At 64.5% G+C, this 21,634-nt stretch carries 19 protein-coding genes; 11 read left to right on the top strand and 8 right to left on the bottom strand.

Features of this window, described 5'->3' with window-relative positions:
- Positions 1-91 precede the first annotated feature (91 nt).
- Entirely contained in the window at positions 92-1,720 is a 1,629-nt protein-coding gene (locus tag N2604_RS15665) for an inorganic phosphate transporter (protein WP_260375522.1), read from the top strand.
- A 176-nt stretch (positions 1,721-1,896) separates the two neighbouring features.
- Here the strand turns inward: N2604_RS15665 and N2604_RS15660 are convergent, their stop codons facing one another.
- Positions 1,897-3,069 (bottom strand): M20 aminoacylase family protein, encoded by a 1,173-nt coding sequence (locus tag N2604_RS15660; RefSeq protein ID WP_260375521.1) that lies wholly within the window; start codon positions 3,067-3,069, stop codon positions 1,897-1,899.
- Between the two features lie 169 nt (positions 3,070-3,238).
- Between N2604_RS15660 and N2604_RS15655 the strand changes: the two genes are divergently transcribed.
- From N2604_RS15655 to N2604_RS15635, 5 genes are all read left to right on the top strand, one after another.
- Positions 3,239-4,858, top strand: a complete 1,620-nt coding sequence (locus tag N2604_RS15655) for a GMC family oxidoreductase (protein WP_260375520.1) — start codon at positions 3,239-3,241, stop codon at positions 4,856-4,858.
- Positions 4,859-5,108: 250 nt separating this feature from the next.
- Entirely contained in the window at positions 5,109-6,053 is a 945-nt protein-coding gene (locus tag N2604_RS15650) for a metallophosphoesterase (protein ID WP_260375519.1), read from the top strand.
- 19 nt (positions 6,054-6,072) lie between these two features.
- Entirely contained in the window at positions 6,073-6,408 is a 336-nt protein-coding gene (locus N2604_RS15645) for a cupredoxin family copper-binding protein (protein WP_260375518.1), read from the top strand.
- 109 nt (positions 6,409-6,517) lie between these two features.
- The gene (locus N2604_RS15640; protein ID WP_260375517.1) at positions 6,518-7,063 is read left to right on the top strand and encodes a sigma-70 family RNA polymerase sigma factor; all 546 of its coding nucleotides are present in this window, start codon (positions 6,518-6,520) and stop codon (positions 7,061-7,063) included.
- Positions 7,060-7,827 (top strand): anti-sigma factor, encoded by a 768-nt coding sequence (locus N2604_RS15635; RefSeq protein WP_260375516.1) that lies wholly within the window; start codon positions 7,060-7,062, stop codon positions 7,825-7,827. The genes N2604_RS15640 and N2604_RS15635 overlap by 4 nt, the downstream gene beginning before the upstream one ends.
- 126 nt (positions 7,828-7,953) lie before the next feature.
- On the opposite strand, the gene hpnO is transcribed toward N2604_RS15635, so the two are convergent.
- Entirely contained in the window at positions 7,954-9,345 is a 1,392-nt protein-coding gene (gene hpnO, locus N2604_RS15630) for an aminobacteriohopanetriol synthase HpnO (RefSeq protein WP_260375515.1), read from the bottom strand.
- A 141-nt stretch (positions 9,346-9,486) separates the two neighbouring features.
- Here hpnO and N2604_RS15625 point away from each other — a divergent pair, with 141 nt between their 5' ends.
- Positions 9,487-10,119, top strand: a complete 633-nt coding sequence (locus N2604_RS15625; protein ID WP_260375514.1) for a DUF2147 domain-containing protein — start codon at positions 9,487-9,489, stop codon at positions 10,117-10,119.
- Here N2604_RS15625 and N2604_RS15620 read toward each other — a convergent pair.
- Complete coding sequence (locus N2604_RS15620) at positions 10,087-12,675, bottom strand: MMPL family transporter (RefSeq protein ID WP_260375513.1); 2,589 nt, start codon at positions 12,673-12,675, stop codon at positions 10,087-10,089. The genes N2604_RS15625 and N2604_RS15620 overlap by 33 nt on opposite strands.
- A gap of 454 nt (positions 12,676-13,129) precedes the next feature.
- Here N2604_RS15620 and ispH point away from each other — a divergent pair, with 454 nt between their 5' ends.
- Positions 13,130-14,056, top strand: coding sequence for a 4-hydroxy-3-methylbut-2-enyl diphosphate reductase (gene ispH, locus N2604_RS15615; RefSeq protein ID WP_260375512.1), 927 nt, complete (start codon positions 13,130-13,132; stop codon positions 14,054-14,056).
- A gap of 36 nt (positions 14,057-14,092) precedes the next feature.
- A complete protein-coding gene (hpnH, locus tag N2604_RS15610) occupies positions 14,093-15,253 on the top strand; it encodes an adenosyl-hopene transferase HpnH (protein WP_197946317.1) in 1,161 nt (386 codons plus the stop codon).
- A gap of 193 nt (positions 15,254-15,446) precedes the next feature.
- Here the strand turns inward: hpnH and N2604_RS15605 are convergent, their stop codons facing one another.
- Positions 15,447-16,352: an integrase core domain-containing protein gene (locus N2604_RS15605; RefSeq protein WP_260375511.1), complete on the bottom strand. Its 906-nt coding sequence runs from the start codon at positions 16,350-16,352 to the stop codon at positions 15,447-15,449.
- 959 nt (positions 16,353-17,311) lie between these two features.
- On the opposite strand from N2604_RS15605, the gene N2604_RS15600 reads away from it, so the two are divergent.
- Both N2604_RS15600 and N2604_RS15595 read left to right on the top strand, forming a co-directional pair.
- Complete coding sequence (locus tag N2604_RS15600; protein ID WP_260375510.1) at positions 17,312-17,572, top strand: antitoxin; 261 nt, start codon at positions 17,312-17,314, stop codon at positions 17,570-17,572.
- Entirely contained in the window at positions 17,569-17,976 is a 408-nt protein-coding gene (locus N2604_RS15595) for a type II toxin-antitoxin system VapC family toxin (RefSeq protein ID WP_260375509.1), read from the top strand. Before N2604_RS15600 ends, N2604_RS15595 begins: the two co-directional genes overlap by 4 nt.
- Positions 17,977-18,096: 120 nt before the next feature.
- Here the strand turns inward: N2604_RS15595 and N2604_RS15590 are convergent, their stop codons facing one another.
- The 4 genes from N2604_RS15590 to shc all read right to left on the bottom strand — a co-directional run bounded on the left by N2604_RS15590 (position 18,097) and on the right by shc (position 21,614).
- On the bottom strand, positions 18,097-18,489 hold the full coding sequence (locus N2604_RS15590; protein ID WP_260375508.1) for a type II toxin-antitoxin system VapC family toxin: 393 nt from the start codon (positions 18,487-18,489) through the stop codon (positions 18,097-18,099).
- Positions 18,476-18,751 (bottom strand): AbrB/MazE/SpoVT family DNA-binding domain-containing protein, encoded by a 276-nt coding sequence (locus N2604_RS15585; RefSeq protein ID WP_260375507.1) that lies wholly within the window; start codon positions 18,749-18,751, stop codon positions 18,476-18,478. The genes N2604_RS15590 and N2604_RS15585 overlap by 14 nt, the downstream gene beginning before the upstream one ends.
- A 164-nt stretch (positions 18,752-18,915) precedes the next feature.
- Positions 18,916-19,665, bottom strand: a complete 750-nt coding sequence (locus N2604_RS15580; RefSeq protein WP_260375506.1) for a phosphorylase — start codon at positions 19,663-19,665, stop codon at positions 18,916-18,918.
- Positions 19,662-21,614, bottom strand: a complete 1,953-nt coding sequence (shc, locus tag N2604_RS15575; protein ID WP_260375505.1) for a squalene--hopene cyclase — start codon at positions 21,612-21,614, stop codon at positions 19,662-19,664. The genes N2604_RS15580 and shc overlap by 4 nt, the downstream gene beginning before the upstream one ends.
- Between the last annotated feature and the right edge of the window lie 20 nt (positions 21,615-21,634).

Below are 21,634 nucleotides of genomic sequence, written 5' to 3'. Positions count from 1 at the left end.
CAGGAAAACGGCTTTCGCGCCTCGGTTGTCATCCGGCCTTCAAATCCATCGCGGACAATACCCTGACCTGAAAGTTAAGGGGCGTCCAGACATGACCGATGTTGCATTCGACCGCGCGGTAGCAGATCCCGCGCCCGTCCAGCCGGCCTCGCGGCCAAATCTCGACAAGGGCTTCAATCCGCTGACGATGATCCTGTTCTTCGGCATCCTCGCCGCCGGCCTGCTGTTCGTCGCCTACAGCATCTATGTCGACGTCAACGCCACCGGCACGCGGGTGACGACCTATCTGCCCTACATCCTCCTGTTCATCGCGCTCCTGATCGCGCTCGGCTTCGAATTCGTCAACGGCTTCCACGACACCGCCAATGCGGTGGCGACCGTGATCTACACCCATTCGCTGCCGGCCGAGGTCGCGGTGATGTGGTCGGGCTTCTTCAACTTCCTCGGCGTGCTCCTGTCCTCCGGCGCGGTCGCCTTCGGCATCGTCTCGCTGCTGCCGGTCGAGTTGATCCTCCAGGTCGGCTCCAGCGCCGGCTTCGCCATGGTGTTCGCGCTGCTGATCGCCGCGATCCTGTGGAATCTCGGCACCTGGTTCTTCGGACTGCCCGCCTCCTCCTCGCACACGCTGATCGGCTCGATCATCGGCGTCGGTGTCGCCAACGCCGTCATGCGCGGCCGCGACGGCACCTCGGGCGTGGACTGGACCAAGGCGACCGAGATCGGCTACGCGCTGCTGCTGTCGCCCCTGTTCGGCTTCATCTGTGCCGCCACGCTGTTGCTCGTGCTCAAGTTCATCGTGCGCAACCCGGCGCTCTATTCCGCGCCTGAAGGCAACAAGGCGCCGCCGCTGTGGATCCGTGGCCTCTTGATCGCGACCTGCACCGGCGTCAGCTTCGCGCACGGCTCGAACGACGGCCAGAAGGGCATGGGCCTGATCATGCTGATCCTGATCGGCACCGTGCCGACGGCCTACGCGCTCAACCGAGCGCTGCCGGAATCCCAGGTCGTCCAGTTCCAGAAGACCTCGGATGCCGCCGCCAGGGTGATCTCGGCGAAGGGCGCCGGCCACAGCATCATCGGCGATCCCCGTCCCGCCGTGACGCAATACATCACGCTGCGCCACATCAACGAGGGCACCTATCCCTCGCTCGCCGTGCTGGTGAAGGAGGTCGGCGACCAGGTTGCCAAATACGGCACGCTGAACAAGCTGCCCGCGGAAGCCGTCGGCAACACCCGCAACGACATGTACATGACCTCCGAAGCGATCCGCTTCCTGATGAAGGACAAGGAGAACGATCTCAACAAGGAGGAGATCGCGACTCTGAACGCCTACAAGGGATCGCTCGACGCCGCCACGAAGTTCATCCCGAACTGGGTGAAGATCGCGGTCGCCATCGCGCTCGGCCTCGGCACCATGATCGGCTGGAAGCGCATCGTCATCACGGTCGGCGAGAAGATCGGCAAGAGCCATCTCACCTACGCGCAAGGAGCGTCCGCCGAGCTCGTGGCCGCCGCCACGATCGGCGCCGCCGACGTGTTCGGCCTGCCGGTCTCCACCACGCACGTGCTGTCGTCGGGCGTCGCCGGCACCATGGCCGCGAACGGTTCGGGCCTGCAATGGTCGACGATCCGCAACCTGCTGATGGCCTGGGTGCTGACGCTGCCCTGCGCGATCATGCTGTCGGCCACGCTCTACGTGATCTTCTCGCGGATGTTCTGAAGGTGCCGCTTACCCCCTCCCCGTTCTTACGGGGAGAGGGCAATTGCTTTTGAACATTCAGCAGCCATGCCCGGGCTTGTCCCGGGCATCCACGTTCTTTGTGCTGCGTGGAAAGGCGTGGATGGCCGGGACAAGCCCGGCTATGACGCTGTGGTTACTGTCGGTGCCCCAGCCCACTAAGACGCCGCGAGTTGCTCCTCGACCAGCTTCACCCAATAGGACGTGCCGTAGACGATCGCCTCGTCGTTGAAATTATAGGCGGGGTGATGCAGGCCGGCGCTGTCGCCGTTGCCGCAGAAGATGAAGGCGCCGGGCCGCGCTTCCAGCATGTAGGCGAAATCCTCGCCGCCCATCAGCGGCGCCATCTCGTGGACATGGGCTTCGCCCGCGACCTGCGTGGCGATGCGCCGTGCCACCTCGGTTTCCGCCGCATGGTTGTTCACGACGGGATAATTGCGCTTGTAGTGCAGGTCGATCTTGGCGCCGGTGATCTGCGCCACGCCCGCCACGACCTCATGGACGCGCTTCTCGACCAGCTTGCGCACCTCCGGCGTCAGCGTGCGGATGGTGCCTCTCAGCGTCGCCGTCTGCGGAATGACGTTGCGGGCGTTGCCGGCGTGGAATTCGCAGATCGAGATCACCGCCGATTCCAGGGGATCGACGCTGCGCGAGACGATCGACTGCAGGGCCGTGATCACCTGCGCGCCGACCAGCACGGAATCGACGCATTTGTGCGGACGCGCGGCGTGGCCGCCGACGCCTTCGATCATGATGTCGACCTCGTCGGTCGCCGACATGATGGGGCCTGGCCTGATCGCGAACGAGCCGACCGGAATGCCCGGGCCGTTGTGCATGCCGTAGACCTGCTCGATGCCGAACCGCTCCATCAGGCCGTCCTTGACCATGGCCGCGCCGCCGGCACCGCCCTCCTCGGCGGGCTGGAAGATCACCACGGCATCGCCGGCAAAATTGCGCGTCTCGGCGAGATAGCGGGCCGCCCCGAGCAACATCGCGGTGTGGCCGTCATGGCCGCAGGCGTGCATCTTGCCGGGGGTCTTGGAGGCGTAAGGCAGATTGGTCTGCTCCTCGACCGGCAGCGCGTCCATGTCGGCACGCATGCCGATCACCTTGAGTCCCTCGCCGGCGGGCTTGTTGCCCTTGATCACGCCGACGACGCCGGTCTGGCCGAGACCGGTCACGACCTCATCGCAGCCGAACTCCCGCAACCGGTCCGCAACGAATGCTGCGGTGCGGTGGACATCGTACAGCAGCTCGGGGTGCTGATGGATGTCCCGCCGCCAGGCCTGGATATCGGGTTGAAGGTCGGCGACGCGGTTCACGATGGGCATGGAAGGTCTCGAGCTGTTGGAAATACAGGATTGTGTACCATGCAAGCGTCGGTCCACCCAACCGGCGGCAATCGGGGTCTAGCCCTGTTCACCCGGCATGGCCGGGCTTGTCCCGGTCGGCGGCGTCTGCCTATTAAACGGAAAGCAAAGAGAATCCGGGTGGTAGCAAATGCCGAGGCGGCTTGAAGGTGAGTTTGACTACATTGTCGTCGGAGCTGGCACCGCGGGCTGCATCGTCGCCAACCGGCTGTCGGCTGCCCCAAGCAACCGCGTTCTCATCCTGGAAGCCGGCGGCGACGACAATTGGATCTGGTTCCACATCCCGGTCGGCTATCTCTTCGCCATCGGCAATCCGCGTTCGGACTGGATGTTCAAGACCGAGGCCGAGCCCGGCCTGAACGGCCGTTCGCTGGCCTATCCCCGCGGCAAGGTGATCGGCGGCTGCTCGGCGATCAACGCCATGATCTCGATGCGCGGCCAGGCTGCCGACTACGATCACTGGCGCCAGCTTGGCCTGGCCGGCTGGGGCTATGACGACGTGCTGCCGCTGTTCAAGCGCCTCGAGGACCACTTCCTCGGCGCCAGCGAGCATCACGGCGCCGGCGGCGGCTGGCGCATCGAGGCACCACGGCTGTCATGGGCCATTCTCGACGCCGTCGGTGACGCCGCCGAGCAGATGGGCATCAAGCGCATCCCGGATTTCAACACCGGCGACAACGAAGGCACCAGCTATTTCCACGTCAACCAGAAGCGCGGCCGGCGCTGGTCGTCGGCGCGCGGCTTCCTCAAGCCGGCCTTGAGGCGCCCCAATCTGCGCTTGGAGAAGCACGTGCTTGTCGACCGCGTGATCATCGAGCAGGGCCGCGCCGTCGGCGTGCGCTTCATCCAGAACGGCGAGATCATCGAGGCGCGCGCAAAGCGCGAGGTGGTGCTCTCGGCAGGCTCCATCGGCTCGGTGCAGGTGCTGCATCGCTCCGGCATCGGCCCTGCCGACTGGCTGTCGCCGCTCGGCATCGACATCGTCATGGACAAGCCCGGCCTCGGGCGCAATCTGCAGGATCACCTGCAACAGCGCGCGATCTACAAGGTCGAGGGCGTACGCACGCTGAACGAGACCTATTACAATCTGTTCCGCCGCGGTCTGATGGGACTCGACTACGCCTTCCGCCGCCGCGGTCCGCTGACCATGGCCCCGTCGCAGCTCGGCATCTTCACGCGCTCCGATGCGACGCGCGCCCGCGCCAACATCCAATTCCACGTGCAGCCGCTGTCGCTCGACAAGTTCGGCGATCCCCTGCATCGCTTCCCTGCAATCACCGTCAGCGCCTGCAATCTGCAGCCGACCTCGCGCGGCACCGTGCGGCTCCGTTCGGCGAGCCCCGACGAGAAGCCGATCATCGCGCCGAACTACCTGTCGACGGACGATGACCGCCAGGTCGCCGCGGACGCCATTCGCACCACGCGCCGACTGATGCAGCAGAAGGCGCTGGCAAAGTACCGGCCCAGCGAATATCTGCCGGGGCCGACGGTCGGCGACGACGACGCCTCGCTCGCCAAAGCCGCCGGCGATATCGGCACCACCATTTTCCACCCCGTCGGCACCGCAAAGATGGGCACGGCGAACGACCCGATGGCCGTGGTGGACGAACGGCTGCGGTTCTATGGCCTCAGCGGCTTGCGCATCGTCGACGCTTCGATCATGCCGACGATCACTTCGGGCAATACCAACACGCCGACCGCGATGATCGCGGAGAAGGGCGCGACGATGATCCTGGAGGACGCGAAGTAGCAGTTCGCAAGATAGGTCTCGTGCCCCGGACGCAGCGCAGCGCAAAACGATGCGCTGCTGAGCCGGGGCCCATCTCACCGCGTGCCGTATCGCGACTGGGTCCGGCTCTGCGAAGCAGCGCTATCGCGCTGCATCGCGTCCGGGAAAACGAGATACCACCTCACGAAATCGTCATCCCGTCCGGGAATAAGTCGCCTCCTCTCCCGATCACCTCCCCGAAGCCCAATTCCGGGCGACGTGGAGAGGCGCGATGAGCGGACACAATCACGGGGACGACGGCGTCAGCCGCCGCAAGGCGCTGGAATGCATGACCTGGGCCGGCACCGGGGTGCTCTGGACCGTCACGGGCGGTGTGCCGCGCTCGCTCGGCATCATCGACCCGGCGCAAGCCGCGACCGCGGCCGCGCCCGGCATGACCTTCCTCCAGATCAGCGACAGCCATGTCGGCTTCGACAAGCCGGCCAACCCCAACGCGCTCGGCACGCTGGAGGAAGCTATTGGCAAGATCAACGCGATGCCGGCAAAGCCATCGTTCATGATCCACACAGGCGACATCACGCATCTGTCGAAAGCCGCCGAGTTCGACGATGCCGAGCGCATCATCTCGCAGACCAAGCTCGACGTGCATTACGTGCCCGGCGAGCACGACTTCATCGATGAGGAGGTGAAGCTATATCGCGAACGCTACGGCCGCGGCACCAAGGGGCACGGCTGGTACTCGTTCGACGCCGGCGGCGTGCACTTCGTCGGCCTCGTCAACGTCGTCGACCTCAAGGCCGGGGGCCTCGGCAATCTCGGCGCCGAGCAGCTCGCCTGGCTCGAGGACGACCTGCGCGGCAGGTCCAAATCAACGCCGATCGTGCTGTTCGCCCACATCCCGCTCTGGACGGTCTATCCGCAGTGGGGCTGGGGCACCGAGGACGGCGGCCGCGTGCTGGAATACGTCAAGGGCTTTGGCTCGGTGACCGTGCTGAACGGGCACATCCATCAGGTGATGCAGAAGGTCGAGGGCAACGTCACATTCCACACCGCGCGCTCGACCGCCTTCCCGCAGCCGGCGCCGGGGGCCGCGCCCTCGCCCGGTCCGATGAAGGTCGAGGACACAAGACTCCGCTCCATGCTCGGCGTCGCCAGCATCAACTTCAAGCAGAACGAGCAGCGGCTCGCGATCATCGACACGCCGCTGCAGAGCTAAGGTAGAACGGAAGCTGACAATGAAGACACTCAACCGCCGCGACTTCGGTGTCGACCTCGGTCTCGCTCTGGCCGCTTCCATCCTGTTACCCGCAACAAAAGCCCGCGCCGACGACACGGACGTGCATATCGACAACTTCGTGTTCCAGCCGGCCGAGCTCAAGATCAAGGTCGGCACCACCGTGACCTGGACCAACAGGGACGACATCCCGCACACCATCGTGTCCGCCGGCAAGTTCCGGTCCAAGACCCTGGATACCGACGACAAGTTCTCCTTCACCTTCACCAATGCGGGCGACTACAAATATTTTTGTTCGCTGCACCCGCACATGACGGGGATGATCAAGGTTGAGTAACGTCTCCAACCAAGGCGTCAACGTCCTGCCCGGCCGGTGGTCCCACGCCGGCCGGGCACGTGCGTCTTCGATCATGGCGAAAGAAGAGCCAGAGGCAAAGCGAGGAGCGATGCCCGCCACCGACGATGTGCAGAAGGCACAGCGCTTCCGCGAGGCTGCACTGCCCCATCTCGACGACGTCTACACGCTCGCGCGCTACCTGCTGAGCGATGCCTCCGACGCCGAGGATGCGGTGCAGGAATGTTATCTGCGCGCGCTGAAGCATTTTGACAGCTACCGCGGCCCAGCGATGAAGCCCTGGCTGTTCGCGATCCTGCGCAACGTCTGCAACGCCGAATACGCACGCCGCGCGCATCGGCCCAGCGCGATCGATGACATGCCGGGCGCCGACGAGCAGACGCCGCTCTGGCAGGAAACCGAGGCGAGCCCCGAGACCGAAGTGCTGCGCAGCCGCGATGCCGGCGCGATCCGCAAGCTGATCGACGCGCTCGCCGAGCCGTTCAAGGAAACCTTCGTGCTCCGTGAGATCAACAACCTGTCCTATCGTGAAATCGCGGAAGTCGTCGGCGCCCCCGTCGGTACCGTGATGTCCCGCCTCGCCCGCGCCCGCGCCATGCTGCGCGCGGCCTGGACGGAAGAGGAGCAAGCGAAATGACCTGCGACGAAGCAAGGATCCTGCTTCACGCGCTGCTCGACAACGAGCTCGATGCCGGCCACGCGCGCGAGGTCGAGGCTCATATCGCGAGCTGCCCGGCCTGCGCCGCGGAGTTCACAGCGCAGCGCGAGATGCAGCGCGTGCTCGCAGGTACCAATTTACGCTACACCGCGCCGGCAAGCCTGCGCGCTCGCATCGAAGCCTCGTTGCCTGAGCCGCAGCGCCAGCAACCGAGCCGCCGCGCCGTGCTGCGCGGATTTGCGACGGGCTCGGCCGTCTCCGCGCTCGCCGCCACCGGAATCGTCGCGGTGGTGCTGCGCCAGGATGACCAGCAGCGCATTCTGTCTGAGGTCGTCTCCGCGCATCTGCGCTCGCTCCAGGCCGGCCATCTCACCGACGTGGTCTCGACCGACCAGCACACCGTCAAGCCCTGGTTCAACGGCAAGCTCGACGTCGCACCACCGGTGATCGACCTCACCGCGCAAGGTTTTACGCTGGTCGGCGGCCGGCTCGACTATATCGACGCCCGCGCCATCGGCGCCGTGGTCTACCGGCGCCGGCAACACGTGATCAATCTGTTCGTGTCGCAAACTTCGAGCACCGAGCATCGGCCGCCGAAGACCCAGACCATGCAGGGCTTCAACTGCCGCCGCTGGGGCGAGCGCGGCCTGAACTTCTGGGCCGTCAGCGATCTCGGCGCCGACGAACTCGCCGAGTTCGTCGACAAGTTCGAGGCGGCGATGAAGGCGAATGTGGAGGGGTAGATTGGGCCAGCAACGTCATTGCGAGGAGCGAAGCGACGAAACAATCCAGGCTGCCTCCGCGGAAGAAAGCCTGGATTGCTTCGCTTCGCTCGCAATGAAGAATGCCGAGATGGCTCGGCAAAGAGATCAGGCCGACCTGCGCACCGCGTTGTCCACCAGCGTCTTGCCGAGCGACCAGATCGCGCCGGGGACCTTGTGACTGCCGGCGATGACGTCGTCGAAGGCGCGCTCGATCCAGGCGCAATCTTCCTCGGTGATGGTGAGCGGCGGTAGCAGCTTGATGGTGTGGCTGCCGTGGCCGGCGACTTGCGTCAGGATCTTGTGATCCTTGAACAGCGGCACGGTGATGAGCTGGCAGAACAAGCCCTTGTTGGCGGTCTCCAGCACATTCCACGAGGCCCGCAGGCGCAGCGATTTCGGCGGGCCGAACTCGATGCCGATCATCAGGCCCTTGCCGCGGACTTCCTTGAGCAGCTCATAGCCGGGCACCATGCGCGTCAGCGCGAGGCGCAGCTCGGCGCCGCGCTTGGCGGCCGCATCGATCAGCTTCTCCGATTCCATCACGTCGAGCGTGGCGATACCCGCGGCCATCGCGAGGTCGTTCTTGGAGAAGGTGGAGCCGTGCACCACCGCGCGGTCCATCTGGTTGAAGATCTTGTCGAAGATGCTCTTGCGCGTCAGCACGGCGCCGACCGGCACGTGACCGCCCGACAGCGACTTCGACAGCAGCACCATGTCGGGCTCGACGTTCCAGTGCTCGACCGCGAGGAAGCGGCCGGTGCGGCCCATGCCGGTCTGGATCTCGTCGGCGACGAACAGCGTGCCGTATTTCTTGCAGAGCGCGGCCGCGCCGGGCAGGAACTCGTCGGTGGGCATGTTGACGCCCTTGCCCTGGATCGGCTCGACGACAAAGGCGGCGACCTCGCGCGAGGCCAGCGCCTTTTCCAGCGCGGCCAGGTCGTTGAACGGAATCGGGGTGCAGCCGGGCAGCAGCGGCTCGAAGCCGGTGCGGAAATTGGCATCGCCAGTAAGCGACAGCGCGCCGTAGGTCAAGCCGTGATAGCCGTGCGCGCAATAGGCGATGCCGGGGCGCCCCGTCGCGCCACGCGCGAACTTGATCGCGGCCTCGACGCATTCCGCGCCGGAATTGGCGAAGAACGCCTTGTCCAGATAGGGAACGTATTTCAGGAGGCGCTCGGCCAGCACACCGGCGAGCGTCGAGACGTCGAATTGGACGAGGTTGGGCAGGTCGGCATCGAGCACGCTCTTGAGCGCCTCGCGCATGACGGGATGATTGCGCCCGATCGCAAACACGCCGAAGCCGGACAACAGGTCGAGATAGCGCGCGCCGTCGCGGTCGTAGAGGTACTGCCCCTGCCCCTTCTGGAAGCCGACATCGTAGCCGATGGTCTTGAGAACCCGGACGAACTGCTCGTTCAGATACCGGTTATGCAGGGTGCTGCGCTGGGCCTGACGGTCCGCGAATAGCTGAGACATGTCTGGATTTGGGCTGTGCATCCGCTACATACTTCGGTTGAGGGCCGTCTCGTCAACTGAAAACGGACCGTTACTGAAAACGGTCTGTGCGGCCTTTTGCCCTTTTTCGGACCATCTTCGCAAGCACAGCTTTAGACCATGTTGCACTGCCAAGGAACACACATGCGTTTAGCCCTTTACACCGGACTAATACTGGCTGGCGGTTACAGCTACCTGACGCCGGCGCTCGCCGCCGATCCCACCGGCGACTGGCGGGTGGCCGACGGCGTCGCCAATATCCGCGTCGCCCAATGCAATGGCAGCATGTGGGGCGCCGTCGCCTGGGAAAAGAAACCCGGCGGGCGCGACGAGAACAATCCGGATGTCTCGAAAAGGAGCAGGCCGACGCTGGGCATGGTGACGCTGATCGACATGAAGAAGAAGCCAGGCGCCGATCAGTGGGAAGGACAAGTCTACAACGCCCAGGACGGCCAGACCTATAGCGCGACCATCACGCCGAGTGCCGATCAGCTCGAAATCAAGGGCTGCGTGATGGGCTTCCTCTGCGGTGGCGAGACCTGGACCCGGGTTGGCCCGCCGATCCCCTCGAGCACTGCCAACGCCATGGCCAAGAGCGCGCCGAAGTCCGCTGGCCCGGCGCCGAAAGCCGCAGGTACGACGGTTGCCGCCGCGCCTGCGCCTGCGCCCGCAGCTCCGAAGGCCGCCGCCGGCGCAGCCAAGCCCGGTCAGAAGGGCGCTGCCGATGCGGTCGGCGACATCTGCCTACTCCCTGAGATTGCGGGGTTTGCCCATTAGGGCCGGCTGGAACAGCAGCACGGCGGCGAGCGTCGTCACCAGCGAGAGGGCCAGCAGCTTGCCCATGCTGGACGTGCCGGGATGGCTCGACAGCCACAGGCTGCCGAACGCGGTCGCCGTCGTCAGCGCACTGAAAAAGATCGCGCGCGTCAGGCTGGTCTGGAGCAGGTTCGTCCTGCCCGAGCGCCAGGCCACGACATAATAGATCTTGAAGGCGACGCCGACGCCGAGCAGCAGCGGAAACGCGACGATGTTGGCGAAGTTGAGCGGCAGGCCGATCAACACGCAGATCTCGAGCGTCACCGCGCCGGCAACCAGAAGCGGCACCAGGGTCATCAGCACGTCGACGAAGCGGCGGAGCGTGATCCACAGCAGGAGCCCGATCACCAGCAGCGCATAGATGCCGGCGTGGATGAACGCCTTCACCACGGTGTCGCCGGATTTCAGGATCGAGACCGGTCCGCCGATCGCAGTCGGCTCGGCCTGGAGCACCGCCGCTGCGAATTTGCGCAGCGTATCGTTGTCGTTGGGATCACCCTTGGGCAGCGCCTCGACGCGGATGACACCGTCCTTGCTCTTCCAGGCGCTGACGAGATCGGGCGGCAGCGAGCTCAGGGTGACGGGACCTGCCTGCATCGCGTTCCTGAGCTGGTCGAACACGATCTTCAATGGCGCGACGAACACGTCCTGCGCCTTGTTGCGCGTGGCCTCATCAGCATTGGCGAGCTTTTCGAGCGCGCCGGCAAGACGGCGCGAGGCGACAGCGCCCGGGCCTTTCGCGTCGCCCGCTGTCCGGCGCAGATTGTCGACCGAAGATTTCAGCGCTTCGACATTCTCCTGATCCGTCGGCGCTGCGTCGATCTGATCGGGGTTGAGCGCGGGATTCAGCACCTTGGCGCCCTGCGCGATGAGCTTCAGCTTCGGCGGCTGGTCCTGCGGCACGAAGCTGTCGAGCGACATCACCCGGAGCACCTCGGGCACCTTCGCCAGCTTCGCCTCGACCTGCCTCGCCTGCTCTTCCGACGTCGTCATCACGTTGACGGCATTGGCTCCAGTGTTCGGATCCTTGCGCAAATCGAGGAAGGTCGCGATCGACTCGGCGTGCGGATTGCGCAGGTTCATCGGGTTGAAGTCGAACTTCATGAAGTAGAGCAGCGGCAGGCCGCCGAGCGCGAGCAGCAGCGTCCCGCCGACGATCAGCACCCGATGCTTTTCCAGGAAGTGGTCGAGCGGCGCCAGGAAGGCGTAGCCGACCGGCTCCGGCTCGCCGGGCGGGTTCAAAAGCTTCAGTAGCGCCGGCAGCACGGTGATGCTGGACAGGAACGCCACCAGCATGCCGACACCGGCGATCTGGCCCAGCTCCGAGATGCCCTTGTAGTCGGTCGGCATGAAGCAGAGGAAGCCCGCCGCGGTGGCCATTGCCGCCAGCGACAGCGGCACCGCCGAGCGCTTGGCCGCCAGCACCAGCGCGCCGGCGAGGTCATTGTGCTTGTAGCGCTCGGAGCGGTAGCGGACGCTGTACTGGATGCCGAAATCGACCCCTAGGCCGACGAACAGCACCGCGAAGGCGATCGACAGCAGGTTGAGCGAGCCGACCATCATCAGGCCGGCGGCCGTGGTGATCGCAAGGCCGACGAAGAGATTGACGAAGACCGCGAAGATGATCTTCGCCGAATGCAGCGCCAGCCACAGGATCAGCAGCACGACGAGAACCGTGCCGACGCCGTTGACGACGGCGCCCTCCTGGACGGTGGCGTATTCCTCGTTGGCGATCGGGACCGGGCCGGTCAGCCGCACGCGGGCCTGGTATTTGGTCGGGAAGTCCAGATCCGCAGCAGCCTTGCGGATCGCATCGGTCGCGCCCTTACCCGGCTCCAGCGCGTTGTAGTCGAGGACCGGCTTGAACTCGATGAAGCTGCGCTTGTCCGAATCCTTGAGCGGCTCGTCGCTGACGAGCTCGCGCCATGAGAAGCTGGCATTGCCCTTGTTGAGGACGGTCTCGACCGTCTGCGCGATCAGGTTGAAGGGCCGCTCGGTGTTGTCGAGCTTGACCTGGCCGCGCTTGACGCCGGCAAGGCCCGTCTCCAGCGCCCCGGTGAGGCCGCGGATCGAGGGATCGCCGGCCATGATCTCGATTAGGGGCGCTGCGGATTCGAACTGGCCGGTGATCTTGCCGACCTCCTCGGTCGGCAGGAACAACAGGCCGTTCTTCTCGAAGAACTCGCCGCTGCCGAGCTGCTGCATCGACTGGAAGTTGGTCTTGTCGTCCTTCAGCTTGGCGTAGAGCGCATCGGCCGCCGCGCTCGCCATTTCCGGGGTCTTGGCCTCGACCACCGCCGTGATCGTCGCATCGCGGTCGAAGGCGCGATCGAATTGCTGATCGCGCTGGCGCCAGTCCAAATTCTGGGCAATCAGCGAGTTGATGTCGGTGTTGATGGTGAAGTGGCGCGCAGCATAGTAGCCCGCCCCGACCGACAGCAGGAGCCCGAGAACGACGACGAGGGAGGCAAACCGGGTGCAGGCCCTGACGATGGCAACGACGACGCTTTGCAGCACTTCTTTTCTTTCTGCGGTTAACAGCTTGCCGGAAACGCCCGCTGTTTATCGGAGTTCCCGGGCGAAACCTATTGCTGTTTTGGGTGGTTCTCGCCGCCAGAAGGTTCGAGGGTAAACGGCGGGAGACCGTGGCAAAATCATGCGGGCCGCCGGTATAGCCGGGGAGTTGAGGCGGGAAAGTGACGAAGGACTACGCAGGAATGTCGCGCAGACGGGCACATCGCAGGCCCTACTAAAATACCTCAGAAACCCTCTGTCGGCGGTTCCACCTTTCCATTCCGCCGATTTTTTGACACAAAGTACTGCGCCTCCATGCGCTGGAGGCCCCACAGGGGTGGGTGGCTACCGCAGGCGCGAACCAATGGTGCGGATATTGCACCTCATTGGTCAGTATCGGAGTGCCGCTTGGGGACTGACGAGAGCGGATTGGTGCAACTTGCGTGATGGGCGTCCCATGGAAGTTTATCTGGCGCAACCGCGCGGCTTCTGCGCGGGCGTGGTGCGTGCGATCGAGATCGTGGAACGGGCGCTGGAGAAGTACGGCCCGCCCGTCTACGTGCGCCATGAGATCGTGCATAACAAATACGTCGTCGAGAGCCTGAAGAACAAAGGCGCCATCTTCGTCGAGGAACTCTCCGAGGTGCCGCCGAAGGCGGTGACCGTGTTCAGCGCCCACGGCGTCGCCCGCAGCGTCGAGGAAGAGGCCGCCGCACGCGACCTTCCGGTGCTCAATGCCACCTGCCCGCTGGTCACGAAAGTTCACAATCAGGGGAAGCGCTACATCGGCAAGGGCCGCACCCTGATCCTGATCGGCCATGCCGGCCACCCCGAGGTCGAGGGCACGATGGGCCAGGTCCCGGGGCCGGTGCAACTTGTCCAAAGCGTTGAAGAGGTTAATGCACTGCCCCTGCCGGCGGATACGCCAGTGGCCTACATCACCCAGACCACCCTGTCGGTCGACGACACCAAGGACATCATCGCCGCCCTTCAAGCCCGCTTTACAGACATTCAAGGTCCGGATATCCGGGATATCTGCTATGCGACACAGAACCGCCAATCTGCGGTAAGGGACTTGAGCAAGCTGGTCGACGTGATCTTGGTGGTGGGCGCTGCCAACAGCTCGAACTCGAACCGGCTCCGCGAAATCGGCACTGAGGCCGGCGTCGCGAGTTATTTGATTGCCGACGGCAGCGAGCTCAATCCGGAGTGGTTGAAGGATGCGGGGACCGTCGGCATCACGGCCGGCGCTTCGGCGCCCGAGGTACTCGTGGATGACGTGATCGAAGCGATGCGGCGGATCGGACCGGTGAAGGTCTCGGTGTTGCCGGGTCGCGAGGAAAACATCGAATTCCGGCTTCCGGCCCAACTGGCCGCGAGCTGACCCACCCGAATTGAAAAGCCCAGAAAGAAACTTGTAATGGCCATCCCGTTCTTCAAGGAAATGCGTATCGGCGGCTATTTGCTCAAGCAGAAACTACTTGGCCGCAAGCGCTATCCGCTCGTGCTGATGCTGGAGCCGCTGTTCCGCTGCAACCTCGCCTGCGTCGGCTGCGGCAAGATCGATTATCCCGATGCCATCCTCAACCGCCGCATGACGGCGCAGGAGTGCTGGGACGCGGCCGACGAGTGCGGCGCGCCGATGGTCGCCATTCCCGGCGGCGAGCCGCTGATCCACAAGGAGATCGGCGAGATCGTGCGCGGCCTCGTGGCGCGCAAGAAGTTCGTCTCGCTCTGCACCAACGCGCTGCTGCTGGAGAAGAAGCTCGATCTGTTCGAGCCCTCGCCCTATTTGTTCTTCTCGGTGCATCTCGACGGTCTGCGCGACCACCACGACAAGGCGGTGTCGCAGAAGGGCGTGTTCGACCGCGCCGTCTCCGCGATCAAGGCGGCCAAGGCGCGCGGCTTCACCGTCAACGTCAACGCCACCATCTTCGACGGCCACCCGGCCGAGGAGATCGCCAAATTCCTCGACTTCACCACCGAGCTCGGTGTCGGCGTCTCGATGTCCCCGGGCTACGCCTATGAGCGCGCGCCGGACCAGGAGCACTTCCTCAACCGCACCAAGACCAAGAAGCTGTTCCGCGACGTCTTTGCGATGGGCAAGGGCAAGAAGTGGAATTTCATGCATTCCGGCCTGTTCCTGGACTTCCTCGCCGGCAACCAGGAATACGAGTGCACGCCGTGGGGCATGCCCGCGCGCAACATCTTCGGCTGGCAGAAGCCCTGCTACCTGCTCGGTGAAGGCTACGCGAAAACCTTCAAGGAGCTGATGGAGACCACCGATTGGGATTCCTACGGCACCGGCAAATACGAGAAGTGTGCCGACTGCATGGCCCATTGCGGCTACGAGCCGACCGCGGCGACCGCGGCGCTCAACAACCCGCTGAAGGCGATGTGGGTGGCGCTGCGCGGCGTGCGGACCAGCGGCCCGATGGCGCCGGAGATCGACCTCTCCAAGCAGCGTCCGGCGCAGTACATCTTCTCCGAGCAGGTCCAGAAGAAGCTGTCGGAGATCCGCAAGGACGAAGCCGCCGCCGCGCAGGCGAAGGCCGCGCAGAAGGCTTCGACGGCGGCGTAAGGCGCGCACGATCAAATCTCACGACGAAGGCCCGGCCGCCAGCGCGACCGGGCTTTTCTTTTTGCGCAAGCTTCCCGAGCCTTATAGGCACGCCGCTCACCCCGCGGTCATTGCGAGCGCAGCGAAGCAATCCAGACTGCCTCCATCGAAAGATTCTGGATTGCTTCGCTGCGCTCGCAATTGTCGATGTTCACTAATTCGCTGATTGGATCGCGGTGGTCTTGGTAGCGGCGAAGGCCTTGGGGGTTTGTCCTGCCAAGGCCTGATGGGGTCTGTGGTTGTTGTAGTAAACGAGGTACTCGAACAGTTCATTGGCGAAGTGGTCGAGGTTGTCGAAGGTCGCGCCGTCGATGACGTCGTCATCGAGGGTGCGCCAGAAGCGTTCGACCTTACCGTTGGTCTGCGGCCGATAGGGCCGGGTGTAGCGGTGTTTGATGCCGAGCTCGAGCAGCATGGCCTCGAACGGATGCTCGCCCGGCTTGGTGCGGGCGGCGAACTCGGCGCCGTTGTCGGACAGGATTTCCTGGAAGACGAGCCCATAGGTGACGTTGAGGGTGTTGATCATCTTCAGGGTCTTGAACATGACCGGCAGCGCCTTCTTGGATGTCAGGACCTCTGCCCAGGCCAGACGCGTGCAGCTGTCGATCAAGCTGATGATGTAGGCCGTGACCGGGGGTGGCGCGAGGAACATATCGCGCGGCAATTGATGCAGATCGACGTGGCCCAGCTCTCCGAGCTTGTCCTTGATAATACGGCGTTTCTCCTCACGCATCGCCGGCGTGCGGCGGTTCAGGCGGTAGCGTTTCAGCACCCGGTAGATCGTGATCGGCGAAGGTACCGTGTCGCGCGTTTCGCGCAAGACGGCATGAATCTCATAACGGTTCATCCCCCGCTTGCGATGGGCGACAATCTCCGTCTCGATCCCTTCCGGCTCGCGTCGCTCCCGCCACTTCGGGCCGCGCCGCCGCGGCAGCAGATCCGCTTCCTCGCCGCTCTGCAGATAGCGATTGTAATACCTGCGGAACGTCTGCGAGCAGGTCCCGTGGTGCCGGTAGAAGTCGCCGACCCGCTTGAACAGCGGCGATCGGCCAGCCTTCACCGCCTCATACTCCGAAATCAGAAAACGCCACTTCTACAGATAGTTGCGTTCAACCGTTCGGTCATAGCTGTTGTCTCGCATCGGATCGTTCCTCCGCTGGAGCGATCCAATCAGCGAATTAGTGAACATGCACAGCAATGACGGAGTGTGCGGCACCAGCTTGCTGTTACCATGCGCTCTCTTCCCTGCAGACATACCTTCGCGTTCTCGCGGCTTCTTTCGCCCGAGCTTTGCTGTTCGTTTCGCCCCATGGAAGCCAGAGGGCGCAGGGAAGGCCGGGCGCCGGCGGCACCCGCAGATCCGCATGCAACGAAAAATGCACACGGGGTGGATCACAGGTGATGCCGATCGCCCGGCCTTCCCTGCGCGGATGGTTTTAACGGTGTCCTTCGTGCTCCTCGGGGAGCGTTGCACTATTGCCCCCGTCGTCGTCGCGGCTGATTGATGTGCACACCCGGTCGGGCCGCCGCATCACCGCGAGCCTTGACGCCAGAACCCCGGGCGTCGGGACCACACGACTTCTCCGTCCGCGGACGGCCTTGCCTCGACATCGAGGGCCCGGTGTGCGCGCCCCAGAACCATCGACAAGACCGCTGTGACCGCGCCGTGTCGTACCGCGTCGCGCATGACTCAACGGCTTCCCGTCCCTGTCATCGCTTTTCCGCGCCGGCGCTGCCGCGTCCACCGCACCCCGGCCCGCATCTCGTGACGATCGCGAAGCGCCCCTCTGGCAGGGCCGGGATGAGCGTCCTATGCCACAAATCCGAAATTCGTGAAAGAAGAATATTTTCGCGAGAAGGGATTGACGGAGTGGCTGGCGTTTTGCCCGACGCTTCATGAAGACGTTTGCCGCCCTCTTTCCTCGATCGTCTGGCAAAGAAGCGATCAGAACGGTAGCCCGGCATTAAATTCACCGACACCACAACGTATATGCGAAATTGTATATACGAGAGGCCGCCATGCCCCACATCGCCAAAGTGTTCAAATCTGGTAACTCCCAGGCCGTCCGGCTGCCGAAGGATTTTCGTTTCTCCGTGGAGGAAGTCGAGGTTTCCCGCGAGGGCGATGCTGTGATCCTGCGCCCAAGGCGGAGCGCGGCCGGCCCGTGGGCATCGCTTCGCGCGGCCATCGCACGCGGCTTCAGCCCGGACTTCATGGCTGACGGCCGGGAGCAACCTGAAGAGCAGACGCGTCCCGATCTGGACCGGGCGTTTCGATGACGAAATGGCTTCTCGACACCAACGCCGTCATCGCACTCGTCACGCGCCGGTCGGAGCCTCTCCTGCGCCGGGTTGAATCCACCGAGCCCGGTGCGCTCGCAATCTCATCCATCGTTGCCCACGAACTCTACTTCGGCGCCTATCGCAGCCAGAAGATCGAATTCAACCTGGAAACGCTTCGCCTTGTCTTTACCGATCTCGACATCGTCGACCTCGACCAAGAGGACGCGCGAGCCGCCGGCGAGATACGGGCGGAGCTGGCGCGGCGCAGCACGCCGATCGGCCCCTACGATCTCCTGATCGCCGGTCAGGCGATCGCGCGCGGCCTGCCGCTCGTCAGCAACAACACCGCCGAATTCCAGCGCATTGCCGGATTGCGGCTGGAGGACTGGACGAGGGATTGATCGTTACCGGCATGGCGGCGAGAGACCCTAAATAGGGATTACCATCGCTGGAGCTTGCCGTGCCACTTCAGGGGTGCAGTCCAACACCTGCCAGCTAATTCCGATCCGATATCGCCGCGTCTACCGCGCCTCGCGCACCCCCTCAAAGCCTGCCACTTTCGCCGCTTTGACGAGCTTGCGATCGAAAGTGACGAAAGCCTCGCAATGTCGGGATCTCGCCAGATGCAGCGCATCGGCGAAATCCATTCCTTTTTCGGCAAGGTCGAGCGCCGGCGCAATCGTCGCGCCGTCCTCGACGGTGACGGTCGGAAGTCCGGCGAAGGCACGAAGCGCGTGCACAACGTCCGCGGCCTGATAGCCGTACGCGCTTCGCAGCACCCATTCGACCTCGAGCAGCACCGTGATGGGGACGAAGACGCTCTCGGCGTCGATCAAGGCGCGGGCCCGCGCGGATTGGCTGACGTGATCCCCGGTCAGGTAGCGGACGATGAGGCTGGTATCAATCGCGATCATGCCGCCGCCTGGCTTCGGCCAGCACGCTTACGTCCATCTCTTCGAGCGTTTTCGGCTTGCCTCGATAAGCCAAGATGCCAAACACCTCTTTCGGTCGCGTCGCCGCGAAGGCCGGCGCCGGCTTCAACAGGACGCCCTCCGATGTCTCCTCGACGGTGAGCCGCGTTCCTGCCTTCCATTCCCGCGCCCGACGAATAGCGCTCGGCAGGATGACCTGCCCCTTGGTCGAAACGACGGTGGTGAGCTTGTCTGTGCCGGCCATTGCCTGAGCCTTCCCGAGGTAAGACGGATGTAAGATAAGCGCAGAAGGGCTTACATTCAAGCAAGCAGGTGAACGCCACTCGCCCGTGACCGCGATCGCGCAGCTCAAAGCAAAAGGCCCGGTCAATCGACCGGGCCCTTTCCTTGTCCACTCGGCGAGGCCGCTCACGCCGCCTTCGACACCAGCGCCTCGCTCTCGACGAACTCCGTCCCGATCAGATAATCGCGGCAGCCGCGCAACGACCGCAGCGCGCGGTTGAAGTCGATGCCAGTCGAGACCAGCGCATGCAGCGTTGCGGGATTGCGCACGATGCCGCGCAGCACGGCGGCGAGGTCGATCTGGCCGTTCGGCTTGATCGCGGCGCGGGCGAGCGCGGGCAGCGCGCGATGGGCGGGATCGCTGATGACGCGGACCGCGGCAAAGGGCAGCCCGGCCTCGGCAGCGTAGGCCGCGGCGATATGGCTTTCCATGTCGACGGCGGCGGCGCCCGTCTCCGAATGCAGCGCCGCCTTGCAGGAGCGCTTCGTGACCACTTCCTCGGCGCCGGCGAGGCTGCCGCGCACGACACGGCGGCGGCCCGAGGTCAGGCGCTCGATCAAATCGTCGCCGAGCGACAGGCCGGCGGCCCAGCGGGCATCGCCGGAGAGCACTTCGGTCGCCAGCACGACGTCGCCGGAGCGCAAGCTCGGGTCGAGCCCGCCGGCCACGCCGAACGAGATCACGCCGCGAATCGTCTCAGGATCCACCACCGTCAGGAGCGCCCGCAACTGGGTCGGGCTGCTGGATGAACAGATGACCGCCATTCCGGGCCCGGCCGCAATGCGGGCCTCCTGAACCAATCCGGTCACGATCAATATCGGCCGCGGGTCGATGGCCTGACCCACGGTAACATAGTCCCCCGTCCCCAAAGTCACATTCCGACCCCTACCACCCTGCTGTTGGTGTTCCGCAAGTTCCGATACCGCGCCAATGCCCACAGCGGAAAGAACTTTGGGTAACCATGATACCGTAGATAGAACACGCGGGGGAAGCCTGTGGCGGTGTACCGCTGCTCGTCCCACAGTCCTTTTTTGTCTTGTGTTGCAATCAGGTACTCCACCCCGCGGGCGACGGCCGGGTGATCAACCTCGCCTGCCGCCATCAGGGCAAGCAAGGCCCATGCCGTTTGCGAGGCGGTCGAGGGGGCGGCCTCCCAGCCCTTGTAGTCGAGCCGGTAGCTGATGGCGTCCTCGCCCCAGCCGCCGTCCTCGTTCTGGATCGAGGTCAGCCAGGCCGCCGCCTTGCGGATCATGGGGTCCTTGTGGTCGACGCCGGCCATGTTGAGGGCGCACAGCACCGACCAGGTTCCATAGATGAAATTCATGCCCCAGCGGCCGTACCAGCCCCCCTCCGGGTGCTGGGTCTTCCGCAAGTACGCGACGCCATCGGCGACGTGCTTGCTGGTCTTCTCGGTCTCGCCGAGCTGGGCCAGCATCGAGATGCAGCGCGCGGTGACGTCCTCGGTCGGCGGATCGAGCAGCGCGCCGTGATCCGAGAACGGGATGTTGTTGAGATAATATTCGAGGTTGTTGACGTCGAAGGCGGCCCAGCCGCCGTCGTCGCTCTGCATGCCCTCGATCCACTCCCGGCCGCGGGCGATCGCGTCGTCATAGCCGGCGACGCCGTGCTCCCGGCGCATGCGGTCCATCGACATCACCACCACGGCCGTGTCGTCGAGATCGGGGTAATGCGCGTTATTGTACTGGAAGGCCCAGCCGCCCGGGCGCACGTCGGGCCGCTTCACCGCCCAGTCGCCCTTCACCTCGAGCTCCTGCCTCGGGATCAGCCAGTCGAGGCCTTGCTTCGCCGCCGGCACCGCCTTGTCGCCGCCGGCCTCCAGCAGCGCATGCGCGGTCAGCGTCGTGTCCCACACCGGCGAGACGCAGGGCTGGCAATAGGCCTCGTCGTCCTTGATGACGAGCAACTTGTCGATGCCCCGGCGCGTCGTCGCGCGCGGCGGATAATTCTCGTCCTTGCCGAGCGCGTCGTACATCATGACGATGTTGGCCATGGGCGGATAGATCGCGCCCATGCCGTCCTCGCCGTTGAGCCGCTCCTCCGTGAAGGCGAGCGCGGCGTCGATCGCGCGCTTGCGCAGGCTCTTCGGAAACAGCGGCTCGATCACGCGCAGGATCGCATCGAGCGAACGGAATAGCAGAAACCACGCCATGCTCTGATGCGGCGCCTTGGTGGTCATGCCGATCGAGCGCGGGTCCTGAAGAAACAGCTCGTCGATGCCGACGCCTTTCGGATTCTTCGCGCGCGGCTTCAGCGCGGCGATCACCATCAGCGGCACCATCGTGGTGCGCGCCCAGTAGGAGATCTTGTTGAGGTGGAATGGCGACCAGAACGGCAGCAGCACGATCTCGATCGGCAGCACCGGCACCGCGCGCCAGGTCACGACACCGAAGGTTGCGAGCAGGAAGCGGGTAAAGACGTTGCTGTTGATCGCGCCGCCGCGGGCGTGGATCGCCTCGCGCGCGCGCACCATGTGGGGTGCGTCGACGGAGTCGCCGATCATCTTCAGCGCGAAGTAAGCCTTCACGCTCGCGCTCATGTCGAACTCGCCGTCGTGCACCAGCGGCCAGCCGCCATGCGCGCCCTGCACGCGGCGCAGATAGTTGCCGATCTTGGCCTCGAGCACGATGTCGACCGGCTCGGCGAGATAGTGGCGCAGCAGAATGTACTCGGCCGGAATCGTGCAGTCGGCCTCGAGCTCGAACACCCAATGGCCGTCGGATTGCTGGAAGCTGAGGACACCCTGGGTCGCCGACGCAATGCTCGATTCCAAAGCGTCGCGGCTGGTCGCGGTCACGGAATCCATGTCGCTCGATTGCTCCGATA

It is taken from the genome of Bradyrhizobium sp. CB1015, assembly GCF_025200925.1.
Taxonomy (GTDB): Bacteria; Pseudomonadota; Alphaproteobacteria; order Rhizobiales; family Xanthobacteraceae; genus Bradyrhizobium.
This window is presented reverse-complemented; position numbering and strand designations above follow the sequence as displayed.